Raw genomic sequence first — 26,265 nt, forward strand, 5'->3', positions numbered from 1 at the left:
CGGGGTGCGGGCCCGCTACTGGGGGCACCCCCCCACGGGGGGCGCCGGGGGGGTGTCGTCCCCCGCGGGGCGCACGTCAATGCGGACCGGGGGCTGGGATCTCAGCCGCCGAAGTTCGCGCCGCCGAGGAACCGCCGTCACCACGCGCCCAGGCCGGCCGGGCCCGCAAGCCCGCCGCCCCGCCGACCCGCCGCCGAACGTCAGGAACGGACCATCCGGCCGACACTTCCGGCGCTCCGCCCGCCCGCCCGCCCGGGCGGGCGGGCGGGCGGAGCCCGTAAAGCCACCGGTGCGCCTGCCAACGTCAAGGACCGGCCGTCAGGCCCACGCTTCCGGCGAGTCGCGTCACCGCGTGGCGGAAGAAGGCTTCGCGGTCCTCGACCACTCGGTTGAACTGCCCGAACACTTCAAAACCGACCAGTCCGAACAGTTCGGCCCAGGCCGCCACCAGGGCCGCCGCCGCCTCGGGGGGCAGGTCGGGCGCGAGGTCGGCCGCCAGCCGCTCGGCTTCGGGGCGCAGTTCGGCGGCCAGGGGCAACTCGGTGAGGCCGCTGGTGTCGAGCGCGTCGCGGACGATGCCGATGAGGAGCAGACCGACGCGCGCGGCGGCCGGAACGGTGGTCTGCGGGGCGGAGTAACCGGGCACCGGCGAGCCGTAGATCAGCGCGTACTCGTGCGGATGGGCGAGGGCCCACGCGCGCACCGCCTCGCAGACCGCCGTCCAGCGCCGTACGGGGGCCGCGCCGGGCGCCGCCGCGTGCGCGGCCTCGGCCGCCTCGCCGAGGGAGTCGTAGGCGTCGATGATCAGCGCGGTCAGCAGGTCGTCCCGGCTGGGAAAGTACCGGTACAGCGCGGAGGAGACCATCCCCAGTTCGCGGGCCACGGCCCGCAGTGAGAGCTTGGCCGCGCCGTCCTCCGCGAGCTGTCTGCGCGCCGCGTCCTTGATGGCCGCGGTCACTTCGATCCTGGCTCGCGCGCGGGCGCCCTGTGCGGTGCTCATGGCAGCAGTGTGCCACGAGGTCGGAGCAGTGCACACAAACGAGAGCACCGAACAAAAAAGAGAGCACCGCTCTTGCCCTGGTGTACCCGCCTGCTCCACACTGGAGTCAACCGAGAGCACTGCTCTCCCGAACCGTGGGGGTCACCATGTCGTCGTCTTCTTCGCCGTACTACCTCAAGGGCAGCCCGCTGAACGTACGGCTCAACGGGATCATCGGCTGGCTCGCGCGGCACGGGCTCAGCCTCGCCGGGAGCGCCGAGATGTCCGTGCGCGGCCGCAAGAGCGGGCAGATGCAGCGCATCCCGGTCAACCCGCACCACTACGACGGCGCGCGGTACCTCGTCTCGGCGCGCGGCCACTCCCAGTGGGTGCGCAACATGCGGGTCGCCGGCGGTGGTGAGCTGCGGGTGGGGCGCAAGGTGCGCGCGTTCACTGCGGTGGAGCTCCCCGATGCCGAGAAGCTCCCGATCCTGCGGACCTACCTGGAGAAGTGGGGCTGGGAGGTCAACCAGTACTTCCAGGGCGTGACGGCCAGGTCCACCGACGAGGAGATCCTCGCGGCGGCCGGCGACCACCCCGTCTTCCGGATCACCGTCACGGAGTGACGGTGTCCTCCGCGACCCCGGCCCCGGCCGCAGCCGCACCCCGGCCCCGGTCGAACGCGGTCAGGGCGCGCTGGGCGAGCGGGTGGGAGCGGACCAGCTCGCCCAGGGACGTCGAGCCCTGCGTGATCTCCTTGAACGACTTCCACGCGGGACGGAAACCGGTGAGGACCGCGTGGAAGACGCCGGGACGGCGCTCGAACGCGGCCAGCATCCGCTTGCCGACGCTCATCTCGACGCCGAGCCCCGCCTTGATCGCGAACGCGTAGTTCAGCGCCTGGCGCCGGGTGTCCACGGCGTCGTGCGCCTCGGAGATCCGGACCGCCCACTCCCCGGCCAGCCGGCCCGAGCGCAGCGCGAAGGAGATGCCCTCCCGGGTCCACGGCTCCAGCAGCCCCGCCGCGTCACCGCAGACCAGCACCCGGCCGCGGGAGAGCGGCGAGTCGTCGGCGCGGCAGCGCGTCAGGTGCCCGGATGAGATGCTCGGCTCGAAGCCGGCCAGCCCGAGCCGGGCGATGAAGTCCTCCAGGTACCGCTTGGTGGCGGCGCCCTCGCCGCGCGCCGAGATCACACCGACCGTCAGCGTGTCGCCCTTGGGGAAGACCCAGCCGTAACTACCCGGCATGGGGCCCCAGTCGATGAGCACGCGCCCCTTCCAGTCCTCGGCGACCGTCTCCGGGACCGGGATCTCCGCCTCCAGGCCGAGGTCGACCTGGTCCAGCTTCACGCCGACGTGCGCCCCTATGCGGCTGGCGCTGCCGTCGGCGCCGACGACCGCGCGGGCCAGCACGGTCTCCCCGCCCTGCAGCACCACGGCGACGGTGCGCCGGTCGGGCACCGTCGAGCCGTGCTGCTCGACCCGCTGGACGGCGACGCCGGTGCGCAGTTCGGCGCCCGCCTTCTGGGCGTGCTCGACCAGTTGCTGGTCGAACTCGGGCCGGTTGATCAGCCCGAACAGCATCTGCCGGGAGCGGCGGGTGCGGGTGAAGCGGCCGTTGTGGGAGAAGGTCACCGCGTGCACGCGGTCCCGGAAGGGCAGCTCGAAGCCGGGCGGCAGCGCGTCACGGGACGGGCCGATGATGCCGCCGCCGCATGTCTTGTAGCGCGGCAGCTCGGCTTTCTCCAGCAACAGCACGCGCCGCCCCGCGACCGCTGCCGCGTAGGCCGCCGAGGCCCCCGCGGGTCCCGCGCCCACCACGACGACGTCCCACACCCGCTGCACGTCGTCCGCCGAAGAGTTCTCGCCGCTCACGATGGTCTACTGCTCCGATCAAGCCGCTGCCGCACCTGTCCCCCGCATCCTACGGCGACGATCACGGCGGACCGCTGTGGGAGGATCGGTGTACTCACCCGGTACAACGTCGCACCCACGAGGAGCGTGCCCATGTCGTCGAATCCGGTCGCCGAGACCGTCGCCTCGCTGCTGCCCAGGGCCAAGGCGGAGCTGGCCGAACTGGTCGCCTTCAAGTCGGTGGCCGACTTCGCGCAGTTCCCGAGGAGCGAGAGCGAGGGCGCCGCGAACTGGGTCGCGGACGCGCTGCGCGCCGAGGGATTCGTGGACGTGGCCCTGCTGGACACCCCGGACGGCACCCAGTCGGTGTACGGCTTCCTGCCGGGCCCGGAGGGCGCAAAAACGGTTCTGCTCTACGCCCACTACGACGTCCAGCCGCCGCTGGACGAGGCCGGCTGGACCACCCCGCCGTTCGAGCTGACCGAGCGGAACGGCCGCTGGTACGGCCGTGGCAGCGCCGACTGCAAGGGCGGTGTGATCATGCACCTGCTCGCGCTGCGCGCGCTCAGGGCCAACGGCGGCGTCCCGGTGAACGTCAAGGTGATCGTCGAGGGCTCGGAGGAGCAGGGCACGGGAGGCCTGGAGCGGTACGCCGAGCAGCACCCCGAGCTGCTGCGCGCGGACACGATCGTGATCGGCGACGCCGGCAACTTCCGGGTCGGCCTTCCCACGGTCACCACCACCCTGCGCGGCATGACCCTGGTCCGGGTCCAGGTCGACACCCTCGCCGGTAACCTGCACTCGGGCCAGTTCGGCGGCGCCGCCCCGGACGCGCTCGGCGCGCTGATCCGGGTCCTGGACTCGCTGCGCGCCGAGGACGGCTCGACCACGGTCGACGGGCTCGACGCCACCGCGCGGTGGGACGGCCTCGAGTACACCGAGGAGCAGTTCCGCAAGGACGCCAGGGTGCTGGACGGCGTGGGGCTGATCGGTGACGGCTCGGTCGCGGACCGCATCTGGGCCCGCCCGGCGGTCACCGTCCTCGGCATCGACTGCCCGCCGGTCGTGGGCGCCACCCCGTCGGTGCAGGCCGGCGCCCGGGCGCTGATCAGCCTGCGGGTGCCGCCGGGCGTGGACGCGGCCGAGGCGACCAAGCTGCTGCAGGCGCACATCGAGGCGCGCACCCCGTGGGGCGCCCGGGTCACCACCGAGCAGATCGGCCAGGGCCAGGCCTTCCGCGCCGACACCTCCAGCCCGGCCTACCAGGCAATGGCCGACGCGATGGCGGTCGCCTACCCGGGCGAGGCGATGAGCTACGCCGGCCAGGGCGGCTCCATCCCGCTGTGCAACACCCTCGCCGGCCTCTACCCGCGGGCGGAGATCCTGCTGATCGGCCTGAGCGAGCCCGAGGCGCAGATCCACGCGGTCAACGAGAGCGTGTCCCCGGAGGAGCTGGAGCGGCTGTCGGTCGCCGAGGCGCTGTTCCTGACCAACTACGCGGCGGGCTGACGCTTCTGCCCGGAGCAGAGCGCCCTCGCCACCGGGCGGGGGCGCCGCCTACGGTCGGCGGGTGGACATGCTCGAACTGCTCCCCCGCCTGCACCTGCTGCGCTTCCCGGTCGGCCAGGCCTACCTCTGGCGCGACGGCGACGAGCTGTCGTTGATCGACGCGGGGATGATCGGCTCGGGCCGCGCGATCGCCGAGGCGATCACGGCACTGGGCCGCTCCCCCGGGGACGTACGGCGGATCGTGCTGACCCATTTCCACGAGGACCACGCCGGCGGGGCGGGCGAGTTCGCCGCGCTGAGCGGCGCCGAGGTGCTCGCGCACCATCTGGACGCACCGTTCGTGCGGGGTGAACGCCCGGGCCCGCCCCCGCGGTTCGAGGACTGGGAGCTGCCGGTCCACGCGGAGGTGTCACGGCACCTGCCCGGGGGCGAGCCGGAACGACCCCGGCACGTCACCCCGCTGTCCGACGGCGCGGTGCTCGGCTTCGGCGGCGGCGCGCGGGTGCTCCATGTCCCCGGGCACACGGACGGCAGCATCGCCCTGTTCATTCCCGACGAGGGTGTGCTGTTCACGGGCGACGCGGTGGCCGCCTCGCCGGTCGACGGATCGGTCATGCCGGGCGTGTTCAACCTCGACCGCGCTCAACTCATGGAATCCCTCCACAGGCTGGCCGCGCTCGACGCGGAACTGGCCTGCTTCGGGCACGGCGAACCGGTGCTGGACGGTGCGTCGGCCGCCCTGAGGAGAGCGGCCGACGGCGAACCGTCCACCGGCTGACGGCAAGGACGGCAGGGCGGCGTGGAGCCGTCAGGCCGCCCGGCCCACGACCGGTACGCCGGCCTCCAGATACAGGGCGGCCCCCCGCTCCCGGGCCCGGAGCGCCCAGCGCAGCCGTTCGTAGCGCACCGGCGGCAGCATGCCTGCGGCCTCCTGCTCCGTCGCGAAGCGCCAGCCGCGCAGCTCCGGCCCCGGCAGCAGCACCCGGGCCGCCTCGGCGGGATCCAGCGTGCCCCCGTCGAAGAGCAGGCGCAGTCCGCCGTAGCCGGGCGGCGCCGGCCGCTCCCAGTCCACGACCAGCAGCCGCGGCACCTCCCGCAGCCGTATGCCGGTCTCCTCGGCCACCTCGCGCATCCCGGCCCGGGCGGGGGCCTCGCCGCGCTCGACCACACCGCCGGGGAACTCCCAGCCGGGCTTGTAGGTGGGGTCGACGAGCAGCACCCGGTCCTGCTCGTCGAAGAGCAGCACACCGGCGGCGAGGGTCTCGGCAGTGGGCTCGGGGGTCTGCACGATGTCGACGGGTCGTACGGCACCGCTGCCCACGGCGTCGGCGATGCGGACGGCGGTCTCGTACGGGGTGAGGCCGCTGGAGTCCACGAGGTGGGCGTCGGCGGTGAGCCAGGAGGCGAGGGCGGCACGGTAGGGCTCGAGGTGGTCGTACGCCCACTGCCGCTGCCGTATCTCGCCGTCGGGCAGGTCCGGCGGGAACTCGCGCCCGGCGACGCGCTCCCGCAGGATCGTTTCGGCCGGGGTGAGCAGCAGATGGCGTACGGGGATCCGCCGGGCGGCGAGACCGCCGAAGATCTCGTCGCGGTACTCCTGGCGCAGCAGGGTCATGGGAACGACGAGCGTGCCGCCCAACTCGGCGAGCATCGCGGCCGCCGTGTCGATCACGAGTCGGCGCCAGATCGGCAGATCCTGGAAGTCGCCGACCTCGGCGAGGTGCTTGGGCGGCAGCAGGTGCGGGAGTGCCGCGCCGATGACCTCGGGGTCGAAGAGCGTGCTGTTCGGGATCAGTTCGATCAGTTCCCGTGCGGTCGTGGTCTTCCCCGCACCGAACGCGCCGTTGATCCAGACGACGGTCACGGACTCCCCCTCTTCTGTTGGCCCCCTGTGGCTTGCCCGCTCCACCCTGCCACGGAAACCACGTCCAGTTGAGGGCGCGCATACGCCAGTGCCGGTGCCTCCCGCGAGGGTGACACCGGCACTTTCACCCGTGGCCCGGGGCTACTTCTTGCCCCGCGCGTTCTCCGCCACGGCGAGGGTGGCCTGGCTGACCAGGTGGTCGACATCGCCGAGCGTGTTGGAGAGTTTGAGGTCCCGGGCGGGCCCCTGGTCCACGGCGTGGGACGGGGTGACGGCGGCCACGACGAATCCGGTGGCGAGGGAGGCGATGGCGAGCATGCTGCGCTTCTTCATGCCCTGATCAACTGCCGAACCCTCCGGAGGGTCACGCGGATGACGCGGATTCGCCCCCGCCGGGCCCGCGGCGGTCCGGCACCGGGCCGTGAACGCCGCCGGCCGTGCGCTCAGACCCCCGCCGCCGTCGCGTCCGGACGGCGGGACAGTGCGGCCGCGGCGGCGCCGACCAGGCCCGCGTCCGTGCCCATCTGCGCCGGGGTGACCGTCAGCCGCTGGACGAAGGAGAGGGTCGCGTAGTCGGTGAGCGCCTTGCGCAGGGGCGTGAAGAGGATGTCGCCGGCCTTGCCGACGCCCCCGCCGATCACGGCGATGTCGATCTCCACCAGGGTCGCGGTGGCCGCGATCCCGGCGGCCAGGGCCTGCGCGGCCCGCTCGAAGGAGGCCACGGCCACCGGATCGCCGGCCCGGGCGGCGGCGGCCACCGCCGCGGCGGAGGTGTCCCCGTCGGGGCCCGGCCGCCAGCCCCGCTCCAGGGCCCGGCGGGCGATGTTGGGGCCGCTGGCCATGCGCTCGACGCAGCCGCGTGCGCCGCACGGGCACGGGTCGCCGTCGAGGTCGACGCTGATGTGCCCGATGTGCCCGGCGTTGCCGGTCGGACCGGGATGCAGCTGCCCGCCCAGCACCAGTCCGCCGCCGACGCCCGTCGAGACCACCATGCACAGCGCGTTGTCATGGCCGCGGGCGGCCCCCTGCCAGTGCTCCGCCGCGGTGATGGCCACCCCGTCGCCGATCAGCTCCACCGGCAGCCCGCCGGTGGCCGCGCGTACCCGCTCGACCAGCGGGAAGTCACGCCAGCCCGGCACGTTCACCGGGCTCACGGTGCCCGCCGAGGCGTCCACCGGGCCCGCGCTGCCGATGCCGACCGAGCCGGCCCGTCCCCACAGCGGGGAGCCGGCGAGATCGCCGAGCACTCCCTCGACGGCCCGCATGACCGTTTCTCCGTCCTGCTGGGCGGGGGTCGCGCGCTGGGCACGGGCCTGGATCCGTCCGTGACCGTCCACCAGCGCGCCGGCGATCTTGGTGCCGCCGATGTCGAGGGCCGCCACGAGGTCGGTGTACATCAGAGTCAGATCTCCCCGTTGATGCTCGAAAACCAAACAGACGCGGACCGGTCAGGCGGTGGGGGCGCAGGCCGGAGACAGCGAGGGACAGTCTGTCCGCATCTGACAACGTTGTCCAGGCTCTATGCTCGACGCCACATCCTCATACAGACCATCGAACGCCGCAGCCGCCCCTCCCAGAATTCCACGGACACAGGACAGGACACCGCATCGTGCCCGAGACCACCCGCCGCGCAGACCGCCTCACCGGGAACCGTTACGGCAACCGCCCGACGATGAAGGACGTGGCGGCCCGGGCCGGGGTGGGCCTGAAGACGGTGTCCCGGGTGGTCAACGGTGAGCCCGGCGTCACCCCGGACACCGAGCGCCGGGTGCAGGAGGCGATCGAGGCGCTCGGCTTCCGCCGCAACGACAGCGCGCGGGTGCTGCGCAAGGGCCGGACCGCCAGCATCGGCCTGATCCTGGAGGATCTCGCGGACCCCTTCTACGGCCCCCTCAGCCGCGCGGTCGAGGAGGTGGCCCGCGCCCACGGCGCCCTGCTGATCAACGGCTCCAGCGCGGAGGACCCGGAGCGTGAGCAGGAGCTGGCGCTGGCGCTGTGCGCGCGGCGGGTGGACGGCCTGGTGGTCATCCCGGCCGGCGACGACCACCGCTATCTGGAGCCGGAGCTGCGGGCGGGCGTGGCCACCGTGTTCGTGGACCGGCCCGCCGGGAAGATCGACGCCGACGTCGTCCTGTCCGACAACCACGGGGGCGCCCGCGACGGCGTGGCCCACCTGATCGCGCACGGCCACCGCCGGATCGGGTTCATCGGCGACATGCCCCGCATCCACACCGCGGCGGAGCGGCTGCGCGGCTACCGGGCCGCCATGGAGGACGCCGGGATACCCGTCGAGGACGCCTGGATGTCCCTCGGCGCGACGGATCCGGAGCGGGTGCGCCGGGCGGCCGAGGAGATGCTCTCCGGCCCCTCCCCCGTCACCGCGATCTTCACCGGCAACAACCGGGTGACGGTCACCGTGATCCGGGTCCTCGCCGAGCGGCCCCGTCCGGTCGCCCTCGTCGGCTTCGACGACATCGAGCTGGCCGACCTGCTCCAGCCGGGCGTCACGGTCGTCGCCCAGGACGCGGCCGCGCTCGGCCGGACCGCCGCCGAGCGCCTCTTCCGCCAGCTGGACGGCACCCTCGTCGCGCCGGAGCGCATCGAGCTGCCGACCCGGCTGATCACCCGCGGCTCCGGCGAGCTGCCGCCTGCCGACTGAGCCGGCGCGGGGCGCCGTCACGTGGCGGAGGCCGTCAGGTCGCCGCGGCGGGGCGCCGCGAAGCCCTCCAGGTCGGCCCGGGTCAGTCCGCTCAGCCGGGCCACCTCGGCGATGCCGAGGGCCCCGCAGTCCAGGCCGCGCAGCAGATAGCCGCTGAGGGCCTTGGCGGTGGCCGGCTCGTCCATGACGTCGCCGCCGGTCCGGTTGGCGTAGCGGGCGAGGCGGGCCGCGGCGTGCTCGAAGCCTTCGCGGTAGAAGGCGAAGACGGCGGCGTACCGGGTCGGGATGTGGCCGGGGTGCATGTCCCAGCCCTGGTAGTAGGCGCGGGCCAGGGCGCGGCGGGTGAGGCCGTAGTGCAGGCGCCAGGCGCTGTGGACCTTCTCGGCCGTGCCGACCGGGAGGACGTTGGTCGAGCCGTCCGAGACACGTACGCCGGTGCCCGCGGCCGCGACCTGCATGACCGCCTTGGCGTGGTCGGCGGCTGGGTGGTCGCTCGCCTGGTGGGCGGCGGAGACGCCGAGGCAGGCACTGTAGTCGAAGGTGCCGTAGTGCAGTCCGGTGGCGCGGCCCCCGGCGGCCTGGATCATCCGGGCGACGGTCGCGGTGCCGTCGGCGGCGAGGATGGACTGGCTGGTCTCGATCTGGATCTCGAAGCCGAGCCGGCCGGCCGCCAGCCCGTGGGCCTTCTCGAACGCCTCCAGCAGACGCGCGAACGCGCCGACCTGCTCGGCGTACGTCACCTTCGGCAGCGTCAGCACGAGCCCGTCGGGAAGCCCGCCGGCCTCCATCAGTCCGGTGAGGAAGACGTCGAGGGTGCGGATGCCCCGGTCGCGCACCGCGGCCTCCATGCACTTCATGCGGATGCCCATGTACGGGGCCGCCGTGCCGTCGCGGTACGCCTCGGCGATCAGACGGGCCGCGCGCGCGGCGGTCTCGTCCTCCTCGGCGTCCGGGCGGGGGCCGTAGCCGTCCTCGAAGTCGACACGCAGGTCTTCCACCGGCTCGCGCTCCAGCTTGGCGCGGACGCGGGAGTACACCGGCTCGGCGAGGTCGTCGGACAGGCCCAGCACCGCGGCGAAGGAGGCGGCGTCGGGGGCGTGTTCGTCGAGCGCCGCGAGGGCCCGGTCGCCCCACGAGCGGATGGTGCCGGCGTCGAAGACGTCGCCGGGGACGTACACCGTGTGGACGGGCTGCCGGGTGCCGGGGTCGCCCGGGTAGCGGCGCGCCAGCTCCGCGTCGACCGGCGCGAGGGAGGCGCTGATCTCCTCGCTGACGGCGCCCGCGAGGCTCGTGGCCACCTTCTCCTGCTGACCCATCCCACACCCTCCAATTTCCGCTCTACGGAATCAACAATCCGTTGAACGAAGTTATCGGGGGTGCTTCCCGCCGGTCAACACCCCCGCGAGGCCGGCCGGCACCGGTCGGGCTGTGTCCAGCATGCGCCGAGGCCCCCGTGACCGCGCCGGTCACAGGGGCCTCGTGGGGCGAGGGGGAGCTCAGCCCTTGCGGGCCTTGACCTCGTCGGTCAGCTGCGGGACGACGTCGAAGAGGTCGCCGACCACGCCGTAGTCGACCAGGTCGAAGATCGGGGCCTCGGCGTCCTTGTTGACGGCCACGATCGTCTTGGAGGTCTGCATGCCGGCGCGGTGCTGGATCGCGCCGGAGATGCCGTTGGCGATGTAGAGCTGCGGCGAGACCGACTTGCCGGTCTGGCCGACCTGGTTGGTGTGCGGGTACCAGCCCGCGTCCACCGCGGCGCGCGAGGCGCCGACGGCCGCGCCGAGGGAGTCGGCGAGCGCCTCGATGATCGAGAAGTTGTCGGCGCCGTTGACGCCGCGGCCACCGGAGACCACGATCGCGGCCTCGGTCAGCTCCGGGCGGCCCGTCGACTCACGCGGCGTACGGCCGGTGACCTTGGTGCCGGTGGCCTTCTCGGAGAAGGACACGCTCAGGGCCTCGACCGCACCGGCGGCCAGGGCGGCCTCCACGGCGGCCGAGTTCGGCTTGACCGTGATGACCGGGGTGCCCTTGCTGACACGGGACTTGGTGGTGAAGGACGCGGCGAACACCGACTGGGTGGCCACCGGGCCCTCGTCGCCGGCCTCGAGGTCGATGGCGTCGGTGATGATGCCGGAGCCGATGCGCAGCGCCAGACGGGCGGCGATCTCCTTGCCCTCGGCGGAGGACGGGACCAGCACGGCGGCCGGGGAGACGGCCTCGTGGGCGGCCTGCAGGGCGTCCACCTTGGGCACGACCAGGTAGTCGGCGTACTCGGACGCGTCGTGGGTGAGGACCTTCACCGCGCCGTGCTCGGCGAGCGTGGCGGCGGTGTCGGCGGCGCCGTTGCCCAGCGCGACGGCGACGGGCTCGCCGATGCGGCGGGCCAGGGTCAGCAGCTCGAGGGTGGGCTTGCGGACGGCACCGTCCACGTGGTCGACGTAGACGAGGACTTCAGCCATGGGATTGCTCTCCTGCGTAACGAAGTTGAGGGGCGGTCAGCGGGGGCGAGCCCTTAGATGAACTTCTGGCTCGCGAGGTACTCGGCGAGCTGCTTGCCGCCCTCGCCCTCGTCCTTGACGATGGTGCCGGCCGTGCGGGCCGGACGCTCGGCCACGGCCTCGACCTTGGTCCAGGCACCCTCCAGGCCGACTTCCCCGGCCTCGATGTCCAGGTCGGACAGGTCCCAGGACTCCACCGGCTTCTTCTTGGCCGCCATGATGCCCTTGAAGGACGGGTAGCGCGCCTCGCCCGACTGGTCGGTGACGGACACGACGGCCGGCAGGGCGGCCTCGAGCTGCTCGCTCGCGGCGTCGCCGTCGCGGCGGCCCTTGACCGTGCCGTCCTCGACCGAGACCTCGGAGAGCAGGGTGACCTGCGGGACGCCGAGACGCTCGGCGACCAGCGCCGGCACGACACCCATGGTGCCGTCGGTGGAGGCCATGCCGGAGATCACCAGGTCGTAACCGGCCTTCTCGATGGCCTTGGCCAGCACCAGCGAGGTGCCGATGGCGTCGGTGCCGTGCAGGTCGTCGTCCTCGACGTGAACGGCCTTGTCGGCACCCATCGAAAGAGCCTTGCGGAGCGCGTCCTTGGCATCCTCGGGGCCGATGGTCAGCACGGTGACCTCGGCGTCGTCCGCGTCCTCCGCGATCTGCAGCGCCTGCTCGACCGCGTACTCGTCCAGCTCGGAGAGCAGACCGTCCACGTCGTCGCGGTCGACGGTCAGGTCATCGGCGAAGTGCCGGTCGCCAGTGGCGTCGGGCACGTACTTCACAGTGACAACGATCCTCAAGCTCACGCCGGCTCTCCTACTGCATCGTCATTTCCGGGCTGCCTCTTGGAGGCAGCATAGGCGCCTCAAGCGGCCGATCCTGGTCGGGGCGTCCGCGCGCTCCGACCGAAATATTACTCGTCAGTACACCCAGTTCCTGCCCGCTAAGCAAGCGCTTTGAACTGTGACCTTCGCAACGCAGCGTAACCGGAATTCGACGTCGACGCAGGACGGCGGCGGCGTGCTCAATCCCGCAGTCCGTTGAAGCGGCCCTGGTGGTAGAGGAGGGGGCGGCCGGCGCCCGTGGAGTCGCCGAGGACCACCTCGGCCAGCACGATCCGGTGGTCGCCGGCCGGGACCCGGGCGACCACGCGGCAGACCAGCCAGGCGAGCACGTCGTCGAGCACGGGTACGCCCTCCGGTCCCTCGCGCCAGGCCGTGGGCGCACCGAACCGGTCGGCCCCGCTGCGGGCGAAGGTGGCCGCCAGGTCGCTCTGGTGCTCACCGAGTATGTGGATGCCGACGTGCTCGGACGTCGCCACGGCGGGCCAACTCGAGGCGCCGGTGCCGATCCCGAAGGAGACGAGCGGCGGCTCGGCGGAGACGGAGGTGAGGGAGGTGGCGGTGAAGCCGACCGGTCCCGCGGCGCCGCGCGCGGTGATCACCGCCACACCGGCGGCGTGCCGGCGGAAGGTGGAGCGCAGCAGGTCGGGGGAGGCGAGCCGATGGGCGCCGAGTTCGGGGGAGGCCGTCATGGAGCTGTCCTTCTGCGAGGGGGTTCGAGCAGGGTCGGGGCTGGTCAACAGCCCGGACAGCGCGCGCTCGCGGTGCGGGCCAGGTCGACGTGGACCCGCGCGAAGAGAAGGAGTTCGGTCGGCACAGGGTCAGGCTGACGACAGATGACACACACAGTCAAGTTCGGTCCGCGATCCGGGAGAAGGCTCACCCGGCCCCCAGGGGCCTCACACCGCCTCCCCGAGCGCCGCGATCACATCGGCCCTGCGCGGCTGTCCGGCGGCGCGCCGCACCACTCGCCCTTCGGCGTCCAGGACCAGAACGGTGGGCGTCTTGAGGATGTCCAGTGCCCGTACGAGGTCCAGGCGGGCCTCGGCGTCGATCTCGACGTGGGTGACGCCCGGCACCATCTCCGCGACCTCGCCGAGGACGCGCCGGGTGGCCCGGCAGGGGGCGCAGAAGGCGCTGGAGAACTGCACCAGCGTGGCCCGCGCGCCCAGTTCGCCGCCCAGCTCCGCCGCACCGAGCCGTCTGCCGTCGTCCCGCCCGCGCACCCTTACTCTCCCGCTCCGCCGCCTGTGCAGCACTCCGTAGGCGCTCGCCACGACGAGCACCGTCACGCACACCACCAGTCCGGTCATCATCGCCACAACCGTTCACGAGATCGCAAAGATTCCCGCCTCCCGGAGGAGTCGCCGTTGCGGAATGCTTCATTCATGGACATCGACGCGAGAGGACCGCGCTTCGGTGCGGCCGTGACGACCTTGGTGCTGGCCGTGGCGCTGATCACGCAAAGCCCCTGGATACTGGCCTGGCAGACCATGGCGTTCGCGCTCGGCGCGGCCGGCGGGGTCGGGCGGTCGCCGTACGGCGTGCTGTTCCGGACGCTGGTGCGGCCGCGGCTCGGACCGCCGACGGAGTTCGAGGCGCCCGAACCGCCGAGGTTCGCACAGGCCGTGGGGCTGGTCTTCGCCGGGCTCGGTCTGGTGGGCCTCACGGTGGGCCCGGCCTGGCTGGGGCTCGGGGCGACCGGAGCGGCGCTCGCGGCGGCCTTCCTCAACGCCGCGTTCGGCCACTGCCTGGGGTGCGAGATGTACCTGCTGCTGAAGAGGGTGACGGTACGACCGGAGTGACGAGGATCTCGCCGTGTCCGGGCACCAGGACTGGCTACCCGTCCGTTCTTCGGGCACGATCTGCGAGACACCGTAAACCTACGGCTGCGTAACTTTCCCGCCGGGAGCCCCTTCCCCGAGCAGAGCAGAAAGGGTCCACCCCGCCCATGGCAGAGCTGGTCTACCGTCCCGTCATCGGTCTCGCCAAGACGCTGTTCAAGGCCTGGGACCTGAAGATCGACTGCCAGGGGTCGGAGAACATCCCGCGCTCGGGCGGTGCGGTGCTGGTGAGCAATCACATCAGCTATCTGGACTTCATCTTCAGCGGCCTGGCCGCCCTGCCGCAGAAGCGCCTGGTGCGTTTCATGGCGAAGGAGTCCGTGTTCCGGCACAAGGTGTCCGGCCCGCTGATGCGCGGGATGAAGCACATCCCGGTGGACCGCCGGCAGGGTGAGGCCGCGTACGAGCACGCCCTGGACTCGCTGCGCTCGGGAGAGGTCATCGGAGTGTTCCCGGAGGCCACGATCTCGCCGTCGTTCACGTTGAAGAGCTTCAAGTCGGGTGCCGCCCGCCTGGCTCAGGAGGCGGGCGTGCCCCTCGTCCCGATGGCGGTGTGGGGCACCCAGCGGCTGTGGACCAAGGGGCAGCCGCGCAACTTCCGGCGCAGCCACACCCCGATCACCATCCGGGTCGGCGAGCAGGTCGAGGCTCCGCGCGACCAGTACGCGGGTGCCATCACCCGCCGTCTGCGCGAGCGCGTGCAGGAGGTGCTGGACGCCGCCCAGCGCGCCTACCCCGCGCGCCCCAAGGGCACGGAGGACTCCTGGTGGATGCCGGCCCACCTGGGCGGTTCGGCACCGACGGTGGAGCAGCTGCGGGCGGCCGAGGCGCACTGACCCGCCGCGTACCGGACTTCCGCGGCACTCAGAGGAGTTCACAACGGGCCGTGTCGCTTTGAAGGCTGCCGGGCAGCGTCCGCCACAGGTGCGGCCGGTCCGGGGCGGCCTTCAGGGCGCCGACGACGGCCGGATGCGGTTCGGCGTACAGGACCGGGTAGTCCACCTCGTGGGACGCGGGATCCGGGATCCAGGCCAGCCGCTCGCCGTCCAGGGAGAATTGGGCGTCCACGCCGGGCTTGTTGCCGCGCGGGTCCTGCCGGTGCCAGGCACCGTGGAAGCGCACGGCCACCAGGCCGTGCAGGACGTGGCCGCTGCCGTCGTCGTGCGTCAGCCGCTGGTAGCACAGCGCCGTGGGGATGTCCTCGGCGCGCAACAGGGCCGCCAGGGCGTGTGCCTTGGCGTGGCAGATGCCCGTGCGCAGCGCCAGCACGTCGGAGGCCCGCCAGGTGACGCGCGGGTCGTCCGCGTCGGCGGAATGCGGGACGGTGTCGCGCACGAACTCATATGCGACCTGTGCATAGGCATACGAATCCGCGACATCCTCGGCGAGGCGGGCGGCCGTCGCCCGCACGACTGGATGGTGATGGTCGATGACCTCGTCAGCGGCCAGATAGGCGGACAGGTCGGCGGTGTCCTGGATCAGCTCCATGCCCGCAGAGCATAGGTATGCGATCACCCGACAGTCAATGACTTTTCAGGTGACCGCATATCTATGCATAGATGGAGGCTAGCGCGCCATCTCCTCCTTGAGCGCGGCCACGAAGAGGTCGACGTCCTCCTCCGTGGTGTCGAAGGAGCACATCCAGCGCACATCGCCGGCGGCCTCGTCCCAGAAGTAGAACCGGAACCGCTTCTGCAGGCGCACGCTCACCTCGTGCGGCAGCCGGGCGAAGACGCCGTTGGCCTGCACCGGGTAGAGGATCTCCACTCCGTGGACCGCCCGGACGCCCTCGGCCAGCCGCCGGGCCATCTCGTTGGCGTGGCGGGCGTTGCGCAGCCACAGGTCCTTGGCGAGCAGCGCCTCCAGCTGCACCGACACGAAACGCATCTTGGAGGCGAGCTGCATGCTCATCTTCCGGATGTGCTTCATGTGCGAGACGGCGTCCTGGTTGATGACCACGACCGCCTCGCCGAACAGGGCGCCGTTCTTCGTGCCGCCGAGCGAGAGGATGTCCACGCCGACCGCGTTGGTGAAGGTCCGCATCGGCACGTCGAGGGACGCGGCGGCGTTGGCTATCCGGGAGCCGTCCAGGTGCACCTTCATGCCGTGCGCGTGGGCGTGCTCGCAGATCGCGCGGATCTCGCCGGGCGTGTAGAGCGTGCCCAGCTCCGTGCTCTGGGTGATCGACACGACCTGCGGCATGGCACGGTGCTCGTCCTCCCAGCCGAAGGCCTGCCGGTCGATCAGCTCGGGCGTGAGCTTGCCGTCGGGCGTGGGCACGGTGAGCAGCTTCAGACCGCCCATGCGCTCGGGGGCGCCGCCCTCGTCGACGTTGATGTGCGCGCTCTCGGCGCAGATCACCGCGCCCCAGCGGTCGGTGACCGCCTGGAGCGCGACGACGTTCGCGCCGGTGCCGTTGAAGACCTGGAAGGCCTCCGCCGTGGGGCCGAAGTGGCCGCGGACGATCCGCTGGAGGTTCTCGGTGTAGTCGTCCTCGCCGTACGCCACCTGGTGGCCGCCGTTGGCCAGGGCGATGGCCGCCAGCACCTCCGGATGGACCCCGGCGTAGTTGTCACTGGCGAAACCGCGGACCTCCGGGTCGTGATGACGACGCGCGTCGGTCCTGGGAGGGTTCACGGCTTCTCGGTCAGCCACAGACGGTTTCCGTTCACTTCGGCGGCGGTCTTGCTCCAGACGCCCTCGATGGCCTCGGCCAGGTCCTTGACGTCCGTGAAGCCCGCGAACTTCGCGTTGGGGCGTTCGGCGCGCATCGCGTCGTGCACCAGCGCCTTCACCACCAGGATGGCAGCCGCCGAGCGCGGCCCCTCCTCGCCCCCCGCCTTGCGGAAGCCGTCCGCCATGGCGAGCGTCCAGGCCTCCGCCGCGGCCTTGGCGGCGGAGTAGGCCGCGTTGCCGGCGGTCGGCTTCGACGCCCCGGCGGCGCTGATCAGCAGGTAGCGGCCGCGGTCGCTGCGCTGCAGGACGTCGTAGAAGGCCAGGGAGGTGTTCTGGACGGTGCGGACCAGCAGCTTCTCCAGCAGCTCCCAGTCGGCGAGATCGGTCTCGGCGAAGGTGGCGCTGCCGCGCCAGCCGCCGACGAGGTGGACCAGGCCGTCGATGCGGCCGAACTCCTTCTCGGTGCGGTCGGCCCAGGCACGGGTGGAGTCCAGGTCGAGCAGGTCGACCGTCTCACCCGTGACCGTGGCGCCGCCGCCCGCGTAGCGGGCCGCGTCCACGGCCTCCGCGAGGCGCTCGGGGTTGTTGTCGGCACCGACGACGATCGCGCCCGCCTCGGCGAGCCGGACCAGCGCGGCGTGCCCGGCGGGTCCGCCCGCACCGGCCACCGCGATCACCGCACCACTGAGAGACCCGTTCCCCACCATGTTCTTCCCCTCTTGAGCAGTGTCGTTCAGGCGGTCGCTCACGCGGCGACCCGCTCGGCGCCGTCCGCGGTGATGCCCTTGGTGGAGGCGATCACGTTCTTCAGCTTCTTGGACAGGGCCTCATAGAACATGCTCAGCGGAAACTCGTCCGGAAGCACGTCGTCGACGAGCTTGCGCGGCGGCTGGGTCAGGTCCAGGGCGTCCGGGCCCTTGGCCCACTTGGAGCCGGGGTGCGGGGCCAGGTAGGTGGCGACCAGCTCGTAGCCGGCGAACCAGTGCACCAGCTTGGGGCGGTCGATGCCGTCCTTGTACAGCTTCTCGATCTCGGCGCACAGCTGGTTGGTGACCTGCGGGGCGCGCTCCCAGTCGATGGAGAGCTTGTTGTCGGTCCAGCGGACGACGTCGTGCTTGTGCAGGTAGGCGAAGAGGAGCTGACCGCCGAGGCCGTCGTAGTTGCGGTTGCGGTCGCCGGTGACCGGGAAGCGGAACATGCGGTCGAAGAGCACCGCGTACTGCACGTCGCGGGCCTGCGGGACGCCGTCCGCCTCGAGCTTCACGGCCTCCTTGAAGGCGGTGAGGTCGCAGCGCAGCTCCTCCAGGCCGTACATCCAGAACGGCTGGCGCTGCTTGATCATGAACGGGTCGAACGGCAGGTCGCCGTGGCTGTGGGTGCGGTCGTGGACCATGTCCCAGAGCACGAAGGCCTCTTCGCAGCGCTTCTGGTCGTGGACCATCGCGGCGATGTCCTCGGGCAGCTTCAGGCCCAGGATGTCCACGGAGGCGTCGGTGACCCGGCGGAAGCGGGCGGCCTCGCGGTCGCAGAAGATGCCGCCCCAGGAGAACCGTTCCGGCGCCTCGCGCACGGCGATGGTCTCCGGGAACAGGACGGCGGAGTTGGTGTCGTAGCCGGCCGTGAAGTCCTCGAACTTGATGCCACAGAAGAGCGGGTTGTCGTACCGGGTGCGCTCCAGTTCGGCCAGCCAGTCCGGCCAGACCATGCGCAGCACGACCGCCTCGAGGTTGCGGTCGGGGTTGCCGTTCTGGGTGTACATCGGGAAGACGACCAGGTGCTGCAGGCCGTCCGCCCGGCCCGCCGCGGGCTGGAACGCCAGCAGGGAATCCAGGAAGTCCGGTACCGGGAAGCCCTCCTCCGCCCAGCGGCGCAGGTCCTTGACGAGCGCCTCATGGTAGGCCGCGTCGTGCGGGAGCAGCGGGGAGAGCTGCTCGACCGACTCGACGACACGGCGCACGGCGGCCTCGGCGCCGGCACGCTCCGGGGCGCCCTCGGCCTCGAAGTCGATCGATCCGTCCTTGGACTGCCATGGCCGGATCTGCTCCACGGCATCCTTGAGCACGGGCCAGGCCGGGTGCTCAACCACCCTGGTCAGCGAAGGAACCTGCTCCTTCGTAGCCGCCTGCACAAGAATTTCCGTCATGTCCCATCCTCCACGGGAGAACCTCGCGTATGCACACCGTACGCATACCCGGTTTCTCCCAGCAAGAGGCAGCTCGGGAAATTATTCTGCGCAACCCCATGGTCACCGTTGTTTTTCCTGCCTGAAACCGTGATGACGGTCACTTTCGTTGAGCACCGGAGTCTTGTAACGAGCTGCGGACACCGCTCGGATCCGGCCGGTCAACTCCCGGGGGACGCGCCCACGCCCGGGTGACGGCACGGGCGGATACGAGCCAGTCGCCGCACGCCCCGCACTCCGATCCCCCGCGCAGGTGCGGGTTCATCCCGGGACCCGGCCGTTAGGCTGCGACTCTGCCGCGTGGACAGCGACGCCCTTCCGGGTCCACGGGCGCCGAGCCGCCGTCGACGGAAGCGAGTTGAACCTTGAACTTCCTTACCATCGGTCACCGCGGGGTCATGGGTGTGGAGCCCGAGAACACCCTTCGTTCCTTCGTCGCCGCGCAACAGGCCGGCCTCGACCTGATCGAACTCGATCTGCACCTGAGCAAGGACGGCGCCCTGGTCGTCATGCACGACGCGGAGGTCGACCGCACGACCGACGGCACGGGGCCCATCGCCGAGATGACCCTCGCGGAGCTGCGCGCCCTGGACGCGGGCCGCGGGGAGCACGTGCCGGTCTTCGAGGAGGTCTTGGACGCGGTACGGACACCCTTGCAGGCCGAGATCAAGGACGTGGCGGCGGCCCGGGCGCTGGCGGAGGTCATGCACCGGCGGGACCTTGTCTCCCGGGTGGAGGTGTCCTCGTTCCACGACGAGGCCATCGCCGAGATCGCCCGGCTGGTGCCGGGCGCGCGCACCGCGCTCATCGCCAGCCGCTACGGCACCGACGTGGTGGACCGCGCCAGGACGGCTGGGGCCGCGACCGTCTGCCTCAACATCCGGCGGCTGAGTCTGGAGGTCGTCGAGCAGGCGCGGGCGGCCGGTCTGAACATCATCGGCTGGGTGGTCAACACGCAGGACCAGCTGCGGCTCGTCCGGGCGCTCGGACTGGACGGAGCGACCACCGACTACCCGGAGATCAAGCGCACCGGCCGCTTCACCGCGTGATCCGGCGCGCCGACTCCCCTGTGAACGTCACACCAGCGGCTTGACCAGCAGCTCGAACCGGAGGTCGTCGCGCTGCGGGATGCCGAAGCGCTCGTCGCCGTACGGGAACGGGGTCGTCCGACCCGTGCGGCGGTAGCCGCGGCGCTCGTACCAGGCGATCAGATCCTCGCGGGCCGAGATCACCGTCATGTGCATCTCGGTGACACCCCAGGTCGCGTGCGCCTGGCGCTCCGCCTCCGCGATGACGGACTTGCCGAGGCCCGCGCCCTGGAGGGTGGGGCTGACCGCGAACATGCCGAAGTAGGCGGCGTCGCCGCGGTGCTCGAGTTGGCAGCAGGCGACGATCCGGCCGCCCTGCTCGACGGTCAGCAGCCGGCTGTCCGGCGCCTTGATGACCTCCAGCACGCCCTCGGGGTCGGTCCGCTGCCCCTGGAGGATGTCCGCCTCGGTGGTCCACCCGGCCCGGCTGGCGTCGCCCCGGTACGCCGACTCGATGAGCGCGACCAGTGCGTCGACGTCGGCGTCACCGGCGTCGCGGAACGTCAGTGCGGTGGCGGCGGTTTCCATGGGGCGGGCTCCGATCTCGGGCGCTGCTGAAGCAGGACGAGGGTAACCCTGCCACTAAGCTCCGGATGCATGGTGCATGTACTCAGCAGCCGGACACTTCTGCGCCCCACCGACCCCGAACGCTCCCGCGCCTTCTACGGGGAGCGGCTGGGTCTGGCCGTCTACCGCGAGTTCGGCACGGGCCCCGAGCGCGGGACCGTGTACTTCCTCGGCGGCGGCTTCCTGGAGGTCTCGGGGCGCTCCGAGACCCCGGCGCCGCCGGAGGTTCGGCTGTGGCTGCAGGTGGCGGACGTGGCCGCGGCGCACGAGGAACTACTGGCCAAGGGCGTCGAGATCGCGCGGCCCCCGGTGAAGGAGCCGTGGGGCCTGGTCGAGATGTGGATCGCCGACCCGGACGGCACCCCGATCGTGCTGGTGGAGGTCCCCGCGGACCATCCGCTGCGCCACCGGCCCGGAATCTAACCCTTGCCGCCCACTGTGAGCAGATGGCCGCTGACGCCGAGCAGCGAGGGCACGCGCTCGGTCCGCCGCAGCGCGCGCAGGACCAGCTCACGGGCCCCGGGGTCGTCGAGCCGCCCGGAGATGTCGCCCATCAGCCAGGCGGCGCCCTCCACGCCGTACTGCCCGTGCGCGGTGAGGCCCGCCGCGGCGAACTCGGCGGGCACGTCCGCGGGCTCGTGGAAGTAGGCCGTGGTGAACAGCGACTTCGCCCCGGCGACGGGCCGCATCCGGCCGTCCCGGGCCGAGTCGTCGATCTGCGGCCGCCGGTCGGGGTCGAAGTACAGACCGGTGGCTAGGTTGTCGTGTACTCCCGCGTACCGGTTGATGGTGGCGGCCACCACCAGTCCGCCGGGGCGCAGCACGCGGTGGGCCTCGGCGAGGGCCCGGATCCGGTCCTCGCGTTCGGGCAGGTGGTAGGAGGGGGCCGAGGAGCATGACCACGTCCACGGACGTGTCCGGCGCGTCCAGGGCACGGGCGTCGCCGAGGCGGGCGGTCACTCCGGGCAGCCGGGCCGCCCGTTCGACGTGCAGGGGCACCGGGTCGACCAGGTCCACCGCGTACCCGTCGGCGGCGAGCCACTGCGCGTGCACACCGCTGCCGCCTCCGACGTCCAGGACGCGCGCCGGAGCGGGCGGCAGCAGCCGGCGCAGCACGTCCTGGGTGCGCCACAGCTCCAGGCGTCCGGCGCCGGAGCGCAGCCTGCCGTCCTCGCCGTCCCGGCCGTAGTACTCCGCGATCTCCTCGGCCAGTACGGGAGACCCGGCCACTGTCGTCTCGTCCGCGTCCATGCCCGCACCCCGACCGACCGCCGTCGGGGGCGGCAAGCGAATTGCGCGCGCCGTAGGACTTCAGCGAGTGGTTCGCGCGCCGTGGGAATTCCGCGGGGGCCGCTCCGATGGCCGCTGTCAGTGGTGGGGGCTAGCTTCGAGAGAGATCCCGCTGTGCCGCGTGGCGTGCTCCGCGGGCGGGTCGTGAGCGGGTACGGGGAAGGAACCGCCATGAAATTCGACAAGCCGGTGATCGGCGGCCCCTGCTGGACCGAGCTGGGGACCAGCGATCTGGAGGGCGCCAAGCGGTTCTACACGGAGCTGTTCGGCTGGCGGCCGGAGACGGACCCGCGGCAGGAGGCGGGCGGGTACACGGTGGCGCACCTGGGGGACGCAGCGGTGGCCGCGCTCAGCCCGCTGTACCAGGAGACCCAGCCGGTCGCCTGGAACGTGTCGTTCGCGGTGGCGGACGCGGACGACGCCGCACGGCGGGTGGCGGAGGCGGGCGGGACGGTGGTCCTCGGCCCGATGGACGTCTTCGACGCGGGCCGCTTCGCGGTGGCCCTGGATCCGGCGGGTGCGGCGTTCCAGCTCTGGCAGGCGCGGGGCTTCCAGGGCGCCGGTCTGTTCAACGCGCCCGGCACGCTCGGCTGGGTGGAACTGGCGACCCGCGAGCCCGACCGGGCGCGGGACTTCTACACCACGGTCTTCGGCTGGAGCGCCAACGCCTCGCAGTGGTACACGCAGTGGGCCGTCGGCGGGGAGGACTTCGGCGGGATGGCCGACATGGGCGACCGGTTCCCGCCCGAGGTGCCGGCCCACTGGATGCCGTACTTCGCGGTGGCCGACGTGGACGCGACGGCCGAGGTCGCGCGCGAGGCCGGCGGCGACGTCGTCGTGGCGCCCGCGTCGGTGCCGGACGGCCCGCGCATCGCGGTGCTGCGGGACCCGCAGGGCGCGGCGTTCGGTGTGCACCGGGCCGGTGAGGAGGGCTGAGCGGCGGGTTCCGCGTGCTCAGGCGTGCAGGGGGCCCATGCGGCCCTCCAGACGGCTGAGCAGGGCGCCCAGGAGCGCGGCCAGTTCGTCCTGGCCCTCGGGGGCGAGGACGGACAGCACGGCCGTCTCGTAGGCGAGCTGCTCGGGGAGGATGCCGTCCACGAGGTCGCGGCCGGCGTCGGTCAGGCGGAGGTGGGCGACACGGCGGTCGCGGGTGTCGCCGCGCCGCTCGATCAGCCCGCGCTCGGTGAGCTGCTTGAGCCGCTTGGTGACGGCGGCTCCCGAGGAGAAGGTCTCCCGGGCCAGCTCACCCGGGGTCAGCTCGTGGCCGGTGCGGCGCAGCGCGCCGAGCAGGTCGAACTCGGGGCGGCTGAGTCCCGCACGGCGCAGCGGGGCGTCTTCGGCCTGCTGGAGGAGGGCGGCACAGCGGTTGATCCGTCCGATGACCTCCATGGGCCCGGTGTTCAGCTCGGGGTGCACGGCCCGCCACTGCCGGACGACGGAGGCGACGGTGTCACCCTCACCGCTTCCGGCGTCCCGCCGTCCCCGCTCGGCGTCGCCCTCCCCCCTGTCCCCGGCAGCCTGCCCGGCCTCGCTCGCGGCGGTCAAAGGCTGCTGTTCGCCTTCGCCCACGGCAGCCCGGCGCTGCTCGCGCTGTCCTGCCTCGCTCGCCGCGGCCCGGCGCTCGCGCCCGGTCCCGTCCGCTGCGGCCCGAAGTTCCCGACCGGCCTCGCCCCCGGTCCCCGGGCGGCCGCCCGCCCGGGCGGACGGGGCCGTCGAGCGCTCCTCGGCCGCGTCCTGCCCGGCGTCGGGCGCTCCGCCCGTCCCGGCGCCGCCCGCGGCCGACCGGGCCCGCGCCTGCGGAGCCCCGGCTGCCGACAGGGCCTCGGTCGCGCCGCCTCCAGGACCAGGCCGATCGGCCTCCCCGGCGGCACTGGCGCCCATCGGGCCCGGCCCGGTCCTACCGGCGCCGCCCGACTCCCTCCGGCCGCCCGCCGCAGGGGCCCCGGTCCCCGTCCCCGTCGGTGCGCCGGCCTGGGTGTGCGCGGCCGGCGGTCGTCCGTTCGTCGGGGTCATGGCCGTGCGTCCTCCGTCGTGGTGCCCGTGTCCTGCGCCAGGGGGGCGAGCCCCCGGCGTCGTACCGTCGCGGCGAGCGTACGGTGTCCGGACTGCTCGGCGAGCACGACCCGCTCCTCGGGCAGGGCGCGCTGCCACCACTCGCCGGAGGCCGCGTCGGCCGTGGCGCGCAGGTCGACCAGGGCGGCGGCCAGGGCACGCCGGGCACTCTCCAGGGCGCGGGGCGCCGGGTGCGGCCCGGCGAGCAGCCGCGCGGCGTTCTCGCGGGCGCGTTCCGCCGCGGTCAGCGCGTGTTCCAGACGGTCGCCCGCGCGCCGGTTGGTGACGGCGACGGCCGCGACGAAGCCGACCAGCGCGCCGACGAGGGTGTCGGCGACGCGCTCGCCGATGAGCTGACCAGGGTCCTGGGTACGGGCGAACTCGGTGATGAGCAGCGCCATCGGCGTGACGCAGACGGTGCCGAGCCAGTAGTTGCGGCTGATCAGCGCCTCGGCGCCGAAGTTGAAGGCGAGGCAGGTCAGCACCAGGGCCGCCGGGTGGAGGTGCGCCAGCGGCGCCACCGCGGCGAAGACGAGGACGCCGAGGAGGTTGCCGACCACGCGCTGGACGCTCCGGTTCCAGGTGAGGGTGACGTTGGCCTGGTAGAGGGAGGCCGCGGTGACCAGCGCCCAGTAGGGGCGGCCGACGCCGAGTGCCAGGGAGGCGTACCCGGCGAGGGCGCAGCCGATCGCGGTGCGCGCGGCGATGGGTGCGAGCGGGGCGAGCCGGTGCCGCAGCGGGCGGCGCGGGGTGGCGAGTTCGGTGTCCACACCGAGCAGTTCGTCGGCCGACTCGCGCGGGAACTCCACCCGCGGGATCCGGCCGGTGCCCCGCAGCTCGCGGGCCCAGAGGCGCAGTCGCCCGGGGTCGGTGTCCGCGGGGGCGGCGAGCGCGACCTCGGCCCGGACGAGGAGCCGTTCGAGGGCGCGCCGGGTGCGGTCAAGGCGGGTGCCGCCGGCCAGCAGGGACTGCCAGGCGGCGTGCACGGCGGCGGCGGTGGCGGCGCGGGACCTGGCGTGGCCCTCGACGGTGCCGCCGGTCTCGGCGTACGCGGCGGCCGCGGTCAGGGCCTGCGCGGTGGCCCGGCGTTCGGGGCCGTGCGGGCGCAGCAGCCCGGGTGCCATGCCGACCAGCCAGGCCCAGACGCCCGCGAGCAGGGCCAGTGCGACGTGGCCGGGCACCTGGCCGAGGCTCTGCGGCACGAAGAGGGAGGCGGAGCTGATGAAGGCGAGGATCACGTTTCCCGGCGGCCCGATGCGGGTGACGTCGCAGACCGCCTTCTGCACGGCTGCCATGAGGGCGCCCACGGTGACCAGGATGACCGCGCTGGTGGTGAGCGAGGCCGCGACCAGGGCGAGGGCCAGGCCGCCGACCATGCCGAGCACGACCCAGGCGAGGACGCGGGCCCGGGCGGCGTAGGGCCGGTTGTGGCCGTAGAGCGCGCAGAGCGAGCCGGCCATCGAGTACACCGCCAGATCGAGGCGGCCGAGGGCCAGCAGGATCAGATTGGGCGGAGCGGTGGCCACGACCACGCTCAGCGCGGGCTTGAACCAGATGTCGGAGGGCCGCCCCAGGCGGAGCACGCCGGCGAGGGGGAGACGGAGTCGGGTCGCACTGCTCATGCCTATTAATTTAGCATGTGTTTTACTAGTAAATCATCCGGGTCTCCCCTCGCTCACCTGCTGTGCTCCGGTGAACGCTCCCCGCGTACACCCTTGCGCTTGCGTGCGCGCCGCATGCCGTGGGCATCGCATCCCTCGACCGACCGTCGAGCGGGGGGGGTGCGCGTGCACGGACCGGGTTCGCCGGCCTGGCTGCTGGTCGCGCTGTGCGCGGCCACCGGCGCCTACTGCCTGCTGCGGATGCGCAGCGGTGTCGAGGAGCAGCGCCGGGCCGCGGGCGACGAGGCGCTGATGGGGTTCGGCATGGCCGCGATGGCCGTGCCCGCGACGGTGTTCAGCCCGCCGGGGTGGGCATGGCCGCTGTACGCGGCCGTGTTCGCGGCGGCCGCGCTGCGCGCCCTGTGGACCGCGCGCACCGGACCGCACCATCTGCACCATCTGGTGGGGACGGCGGCGATGGTCTACATGTCCCTCGCCATGGCGGCCTCCCCCGCCTCGCACCACCACGCGCACACCGGTGCCGGAGTGCCGCTGGTGACGGGCTCGCTCCTGCTCTACTTCACCGGTTATGTGCTGCTGGCGGGCGCCCGCCTGGTGCCCTCGGCCGTCCCGGCGGGAGGCGCGGCGGGGGTGCGCTGGGGCGACCGTCCGGAGCTGGCACGGGCGTGCCGGCTGTCGATGGGGATCGGCATGGTCGCCATGCTGCTGACGATGTGAGCCGCCCGGCGGCACGGAGGACATGACG

27 protein-coding genes and 1 pseudogene are annotated in these 26,265 nt (G+C 72.7%); 10 read left to right on the forward strand and 18 right to left on the reverse strand.

Annotation, left to right across the window (positions count from 1 at the left end; translation table 11 throughout):
* Positions 1–304: 304 nt before the first annotated feature.
* Positions 305–1,000, reverse strand: a complete 696-nt coding sequence (locus ACFVVO_RS08310; protein ID WP_390052845.1) for a TetR/AcrR family transcriptional regulator — start codon at positions 998–1,000, stop codon at positions 305–307.
* A gap of 146 nt (positions 1,001–1,146) precedes the next feature.
* Between ACFVVO_RS08310 and ACFVVO_RS08315 the strand changes: the two genes are divergently transcribed.
* The gene (locus ACFVVO_RS08315) at positions 1,147–1,605 is read left to right on the forward strand and encodes a nitroreductase family deazaflavin-dependent oxidoreductase (RefSeq protein ID WP_390052847.1); all 459 of its coding nucleotides are present in this window, start codon (positions 1,147–1,149) and stop codon (positions 1,603–1,605) included.
* Here ACFVVO_RS08315 and ACFVVO_RS08320 read toward each other — a convergent pair.
* Positions 1,595–2,854 carry a geranylgeranyl reductase family protein gene (locus ACFVVO_RS08320; RefSeq protein ID WP_390052849.1) on the reverse strand — a complete coding sequence of 420 codons (1,260 nt, stop codon included), beginning with the start codon at positions 2,852–2,854 and terminating at the stop codon, positions 1,595–1,597. The genes ACFVVO_RS08315 and ACFVVO_RS08320 overlap by 11 nt on opposite strands.
* Positions 2,855–2,986: 132 nt before the next feature.
* On the opposite strand from ACFVVO_RS08320, the gene ACFVVO_RS08325 reads away from it, so the two are divergent.
* Both ACFVVO_RS08325 and ACFVVO_RS08330 read left to right on the forward strand, forming a co-directional pair.
* Positions 2,987–4,342: a dipeptidase gene (locus tag ACFVVO_RS08325; RefSeq protein ID WP_390052851.1), complete on the forward strand. Its 1,356-nt coding sequence runs from the start codon at positions 2,987–2,989 to the stop codon at positions 4,340–4,342.
* Between the two features lie 61 nt (positions 4,343–4,403).
* Positions 4,404–5,120: an MBL fold metallo-hydrolase gene (locus ACFVVO_RS08330; protein WP_390052853.1), complete on the forward strand. Its 717-nt coding sequence runs from the start codon at positions 4,404–4,406 to the stop codon at positions 5,118–5,120.
* Between the two features lie 30 nt (positions 5,121–5,150).
* Here the strand turns inward: ACFVVO_RS08330 and ACFVVO_RS08335 are convergent, their stop codons facing one another.
* The 3 genes from ACFVVO_RS08335 to ACFVVO_RS08345 form a co-directional block, all read right to left on the reverse strand.
* Positions 5,151–6,206, reverse strand: coding sequence for an NUDIX domain-containing protein (locus tag ACFVVO_RS08335; RefSeq protein ID WP_390052855.1), 1,056 nt, complete (start codon positions 6,204–6,206; stop codon positions 5,151–5,153).
* 141 nt (positions 6,207–6,347) lie between these two features.
* On the reverse strand, positions 6,348–6,539 hold the full coding sequence (locus ACFVVO_RS08340; protein ID WP_390052857.1) for a hypothetical protein: 192 nt from the start codon (positions 6,537–6,539) through the stop codon (positions 6,348–6,350).
* Between the two features lie 110 nt (positions 6,540–6,649).
* Positions 6,650–7,603 (reverse strand): ROK family protein, encoded by a 954-nt coding sequence (locus ACFVVO_RS08345; protein WP_390052859.1) that lies wholly within the window; start codon positions 7,601–7,603, stop codon positions 6,650–6,652.
* Between the two features lie 212 nt (positions 7,604–7,815).
* Between ACFVVO_RS08345 and ACFVVO_RS08350 the strand changes: the two genes are divergently transcribed.
* Positions 7,816–8,865 carry a LacI family DNA-binding transcriptional regulator gene (locus ACFVVO_RS08350; RefSeq protein WP_390052861.1) on the forward strand — a complete coding sequence of 350 codons (1,050 nt, stop codon included), beginning with the start codon at positions 7,816–7,818 and terminating at the stop codon, positions 8,863–8,865.
* A 17-nt stretch (positions 8,866–8,882) separates the two neighbouring features.
* Here the strand turns inward: ACFVVO_RS08350 and ACFVVO_RS08355 are convergent, their stop codons facing one another.
* The 5 genes from ACFVVO_RS08355 to ACFVVO_RS08375 all read right to left on the reverse strand — a co-directional run bounded on the left by ACFVVO_RS08355 (position 8,883) and on the right by ACFVVO_RS08375 (position 13,512).
* Entirely contained in the window at positions 8,883–10,181 is a 1,299-nt protein-coding gene (locus ACFVVO_RS08355; RefSeq protein WP_390052863.1) for a DUF6986 family protein, read from the reverse strand.
* A 180-nt stretch (positions 10,182–10,361) separates the two neighbouring features.
* Positions 10,362–11,324, reverse strand: coding sequence for an electron transfer flavoprotein subunit alpha/FixB family protein (locus ACFVVO_RS08360; protein ID WP_390052865.1), 963 nt, complete (start codon positions 11,322–11,324; stop codon positions 10,362–10,364).
* 53 nt (positions 11,325–11,377) lie between these two features.
* Positions 11,378–12,163 carry an electron transfer flavoprotein subunit beta/FixA family protein gene (locus ACFVVO_RS08365; protein WP_390052867.1) on the reverse strand — a complete coding sequence of 262 codons (786 nt, stop codon included), beginning with the start codon at positions 12,161–12,163 and terminating at the stop codon, positions 11,378–11,380.
* A gap of 218 nt (positions 12,164–12,381) precedes the next feature.
* The gene (locus ACFVVO_RS08370) at positions 12,382–12,891 is read right to left on the reverse strand and encodes a flavin reductase family protein (protein ID WP_390052869.1); all 510 of its coding nucleotides are present in this window, start codon (positions 12,889–12,891) and stop codon (positions 12,382–12,384) included.
* A 207-nt stretch (positions 12,892–13,098) separates the two neighbouring features.
* Positions 13,099–13,512, reverse strand: a complete 414-nt coding sequence (locus tag ACFVVO_RS08375) for a TlpA family protein disulfide reductase (protein ID WP_390053366.1) — start codon at positions 13,510–13,512, stop codon at positions 13,099–13,101.
* Between the two features lie 75 nt (positions 13,513–13,587).
* Here ACFVVO_RS08375 and ACFVVO_RS08380 point away from each other — a divergent pair, with 75 nt between their 5' ends.
* Together ACFVVO_RS08380 and ACFVVO_RS08385 are read left to right on the forward strand one after the other, a co-directional pair.
* The gene (locus ACFVVO_RS08380) at positions 13,588–14,004 is read left to right on the forward strand and encodes a DUF4395 domain-containing protein (protein ID WP_390052871.1); all 417 of its coding nucleotides are present in this window, start codon (positions 13,588–13,590) and stop codon (positions 14,002–14,004) included.
* Positions 14,005–14,150: 146 nt separating this feature from the next.
* Positions 14,151–14,879 (forward strand): lysophospholipid acyltransferase family protein, encoded by a 729-nt coding sequence (locus ACFVVO_RS08385; RefSeq protein WP_390052872.1) that lies wholly within the window; start codon positions 14,151–14,153, stop codon positions 14,877–14,879.
* A gap of 28 nt (positions 14,880–14,907) precedes the next feature.
* Here ACFVVO_RS08385 and ACFVVO_RS08390 read toward each other — a convergent pair whose 3' ends face one another.
* The 4 genes from ACFVVO_RS08390 to ACFVVO_RS08405 all read right to left on the reverse strand — a co-directional run bounded on the left by ACFVVO_RS08390 (position 14,908) and on the right by ACFVVO_RS08405 (position 18,862).
* Complete coding sequence (locus tag ACFVVO_RS08390) at positions 14,908–15,531, reverse strand: transglutaminase domain-containing protein (protein ID WP_390052874.1); 624 nt, start codon at positions 15,529–15,531, stop codon at positions 14,908–14,910.
* A gap of 78 nt (positions 15,532–15,609) precedes the next feature.
* Positions 15,610–16,680: a threonine aldolase family protein gene (locus ACFVVO_RS08395; RefSeq protein WP_390052876.1), complete on the reverse strand. Its 1,071-nt coding sequence runs from the start codon at positions 16,678–16,680 to the stop codon at positions 15,610–15,612.
* Positions 16,677–17,426 (reverse strand): SDR family NAD(P)-dependent oxidoreductase, encoded by a 750-nt coding sequence (locus ACFVVO_RS08400; RefSeq protein WP_390052878.1) that lies wholly within the window; start codon positions 17,424–17,426, stop codon positions 16,677–16,679. Before ACFVVO_RS08400 ends, ACFVVO_RS08395 begins: the two co-directional genes overlap by 4 nt.
* Positions 17,427–17,464: 38 nt before the next feature.
* On the reverse strand, positions 17,465–18,862 hold the full coding sequence (locus ACFVVO_RS08405; RefSeq protein WP_390052880.1) for a DUF6421 family protein: 1,398 nt from the start codon (positions 18,860–18,862) through the stop codon (positions 17,465–17,467).
* Positions 18,863–19,266: 404 nt separating this feature from the next.
* Here ACFVVO_RS08405 and ACFVVO_RS08410 point away from each other — a divergent pair, with 404 nt between their 5' ends.
* Positions 19,267–19,950 (forward strand): glycerophosphodiester phosphodiesterase, encoded by a 684-nt coding sequence (locus ACFVVO_RS08410; RefSeq protein WP_390052882.1) that lies wholly within the window; start codon positions 19,267–19,269, stop codon positions 19,948–19,950.
* A gap of 27 nt (positions 19,951–19,977) precedes the next feature.
* Here ACFVVO_RS08410 and ACFVVO_RS08415 read toward each other — a convergent pair whose 3' ends face one another.
* Complete coding sequence (locus ACFVVO_RS08415; protein ID WP_390052884.1) at positions 19,978–20,517, reverse strand: GNAT family N-acetyltransferase; 540 nt, start codon at positions 20,515–20,517, stop codon at positions 19,978–19,980.
* A 69-nt stretch (positions 20,518–20,586) separates the two neighbouring features.
* Between ACFVVO_RS08415 and ACFVVO_RS08420 the strand changes: the two genes are divergently transcribed.
* Positions 20,587–20,979 carry a VOC family protein gene (locus ACFVVO_RS08420; RefSeq protein ID WP_390052886.1) on the forward strand — a complete coding sequence of 131 codons (393 nt, stop codon included), beginning with the start codon at positions 20,587–20,589 and terminating at the stop codon, positions 20,977–20,979.
* Here ACFVVO_RS08420 and ACFVVO_RS08425 read toward each other — a convergent pair.
* Positions 20,976–21,807 (reverse strand): annotated as a pseudogene (locus ACFVVO_RS08425) (class I SAM-dependent methyltransferase). The gene ACFVVO_RS08420 and the pseudogene ACFVVO_RS08425 sit on opposite strands and share 4 nt — an antisense overlap.
* 210 nt (positions 21,808–22,017) lie before the next feature.
* On the opposite strand from ACFVVO_RS08425, the gene ACFVVO_RS08430 reads away from it, so the two are divergent.
* Complete coding sequence (locus ACFVVO_RS08430; RefSeq protein ID WP_390052888.1) at positions 22,018–22,782, forward strand: VOC family protein; 765 nt, start codon at positions 22,018–22,020, stop codon at positions 22,780–22,782.
* Between the two features lie 18 nt (positions 22,783–22,800).
* Here the strand turns inward: ACFVVO_RS08430 and ACFVVO_RS08435 are convergent, their stop codons facing one another.
* Together ACFVVO_RS08435 and ACFVVO_RS08440 are read right to left on the reverse strand one after the other, a co-directional pair.
* Positions 22,801–23,391 (reverse strand): MarR family winged helix-turn-helix transcriptional regulator, encoded by a 591-nt coding sequence (locus ACFVVO_RS08435; RefSeq protein ID WP_390053368.1) that lies wholly within the window; start codon positions 23,389–23,391, stop codon positions 22,801–22,803.
* 464 nt (positions 23,392–23,855) lie between these two features.
* Positions 23,856–25,520, reverse strand: a complete 1,665-nt coding sequence (locus tag ACFVVO_RS08440; RefSeq protein ID WP_390052890.1) for an FUSC family protein — start codon at positions 25,518–25,520, stop codon at positions 23,856–23,858.
* A gap of 165 nt (positions 25,521–25,685) precedes the next feature.
* Between ACFVVO_RS08440 and ACFVVO_RS08445 the strand changes: the two genes are divergently transcribed.
* Positions 25,686–26,237, forward strand: coding sequence for a DUF5134 domain-containing protein (locus ACFVVO_RS08445; protein WP_390052892.1), 552 nt, complete (start codon positions 25,686–25,688; stop codon positions 26,235–26,237).
* The last annotated feature ends 28 nt before the right edge of the window (positions 26,238–26,265 follow it).

This window comes from Streptomyces sp. NPDC058145 (assembly GCF_042884245.1).
Lineage (GTDB): Bacteria > Actinomycetota > Actinomycetes > Streptomycetales > Streptomycetaceae > Streptomyces.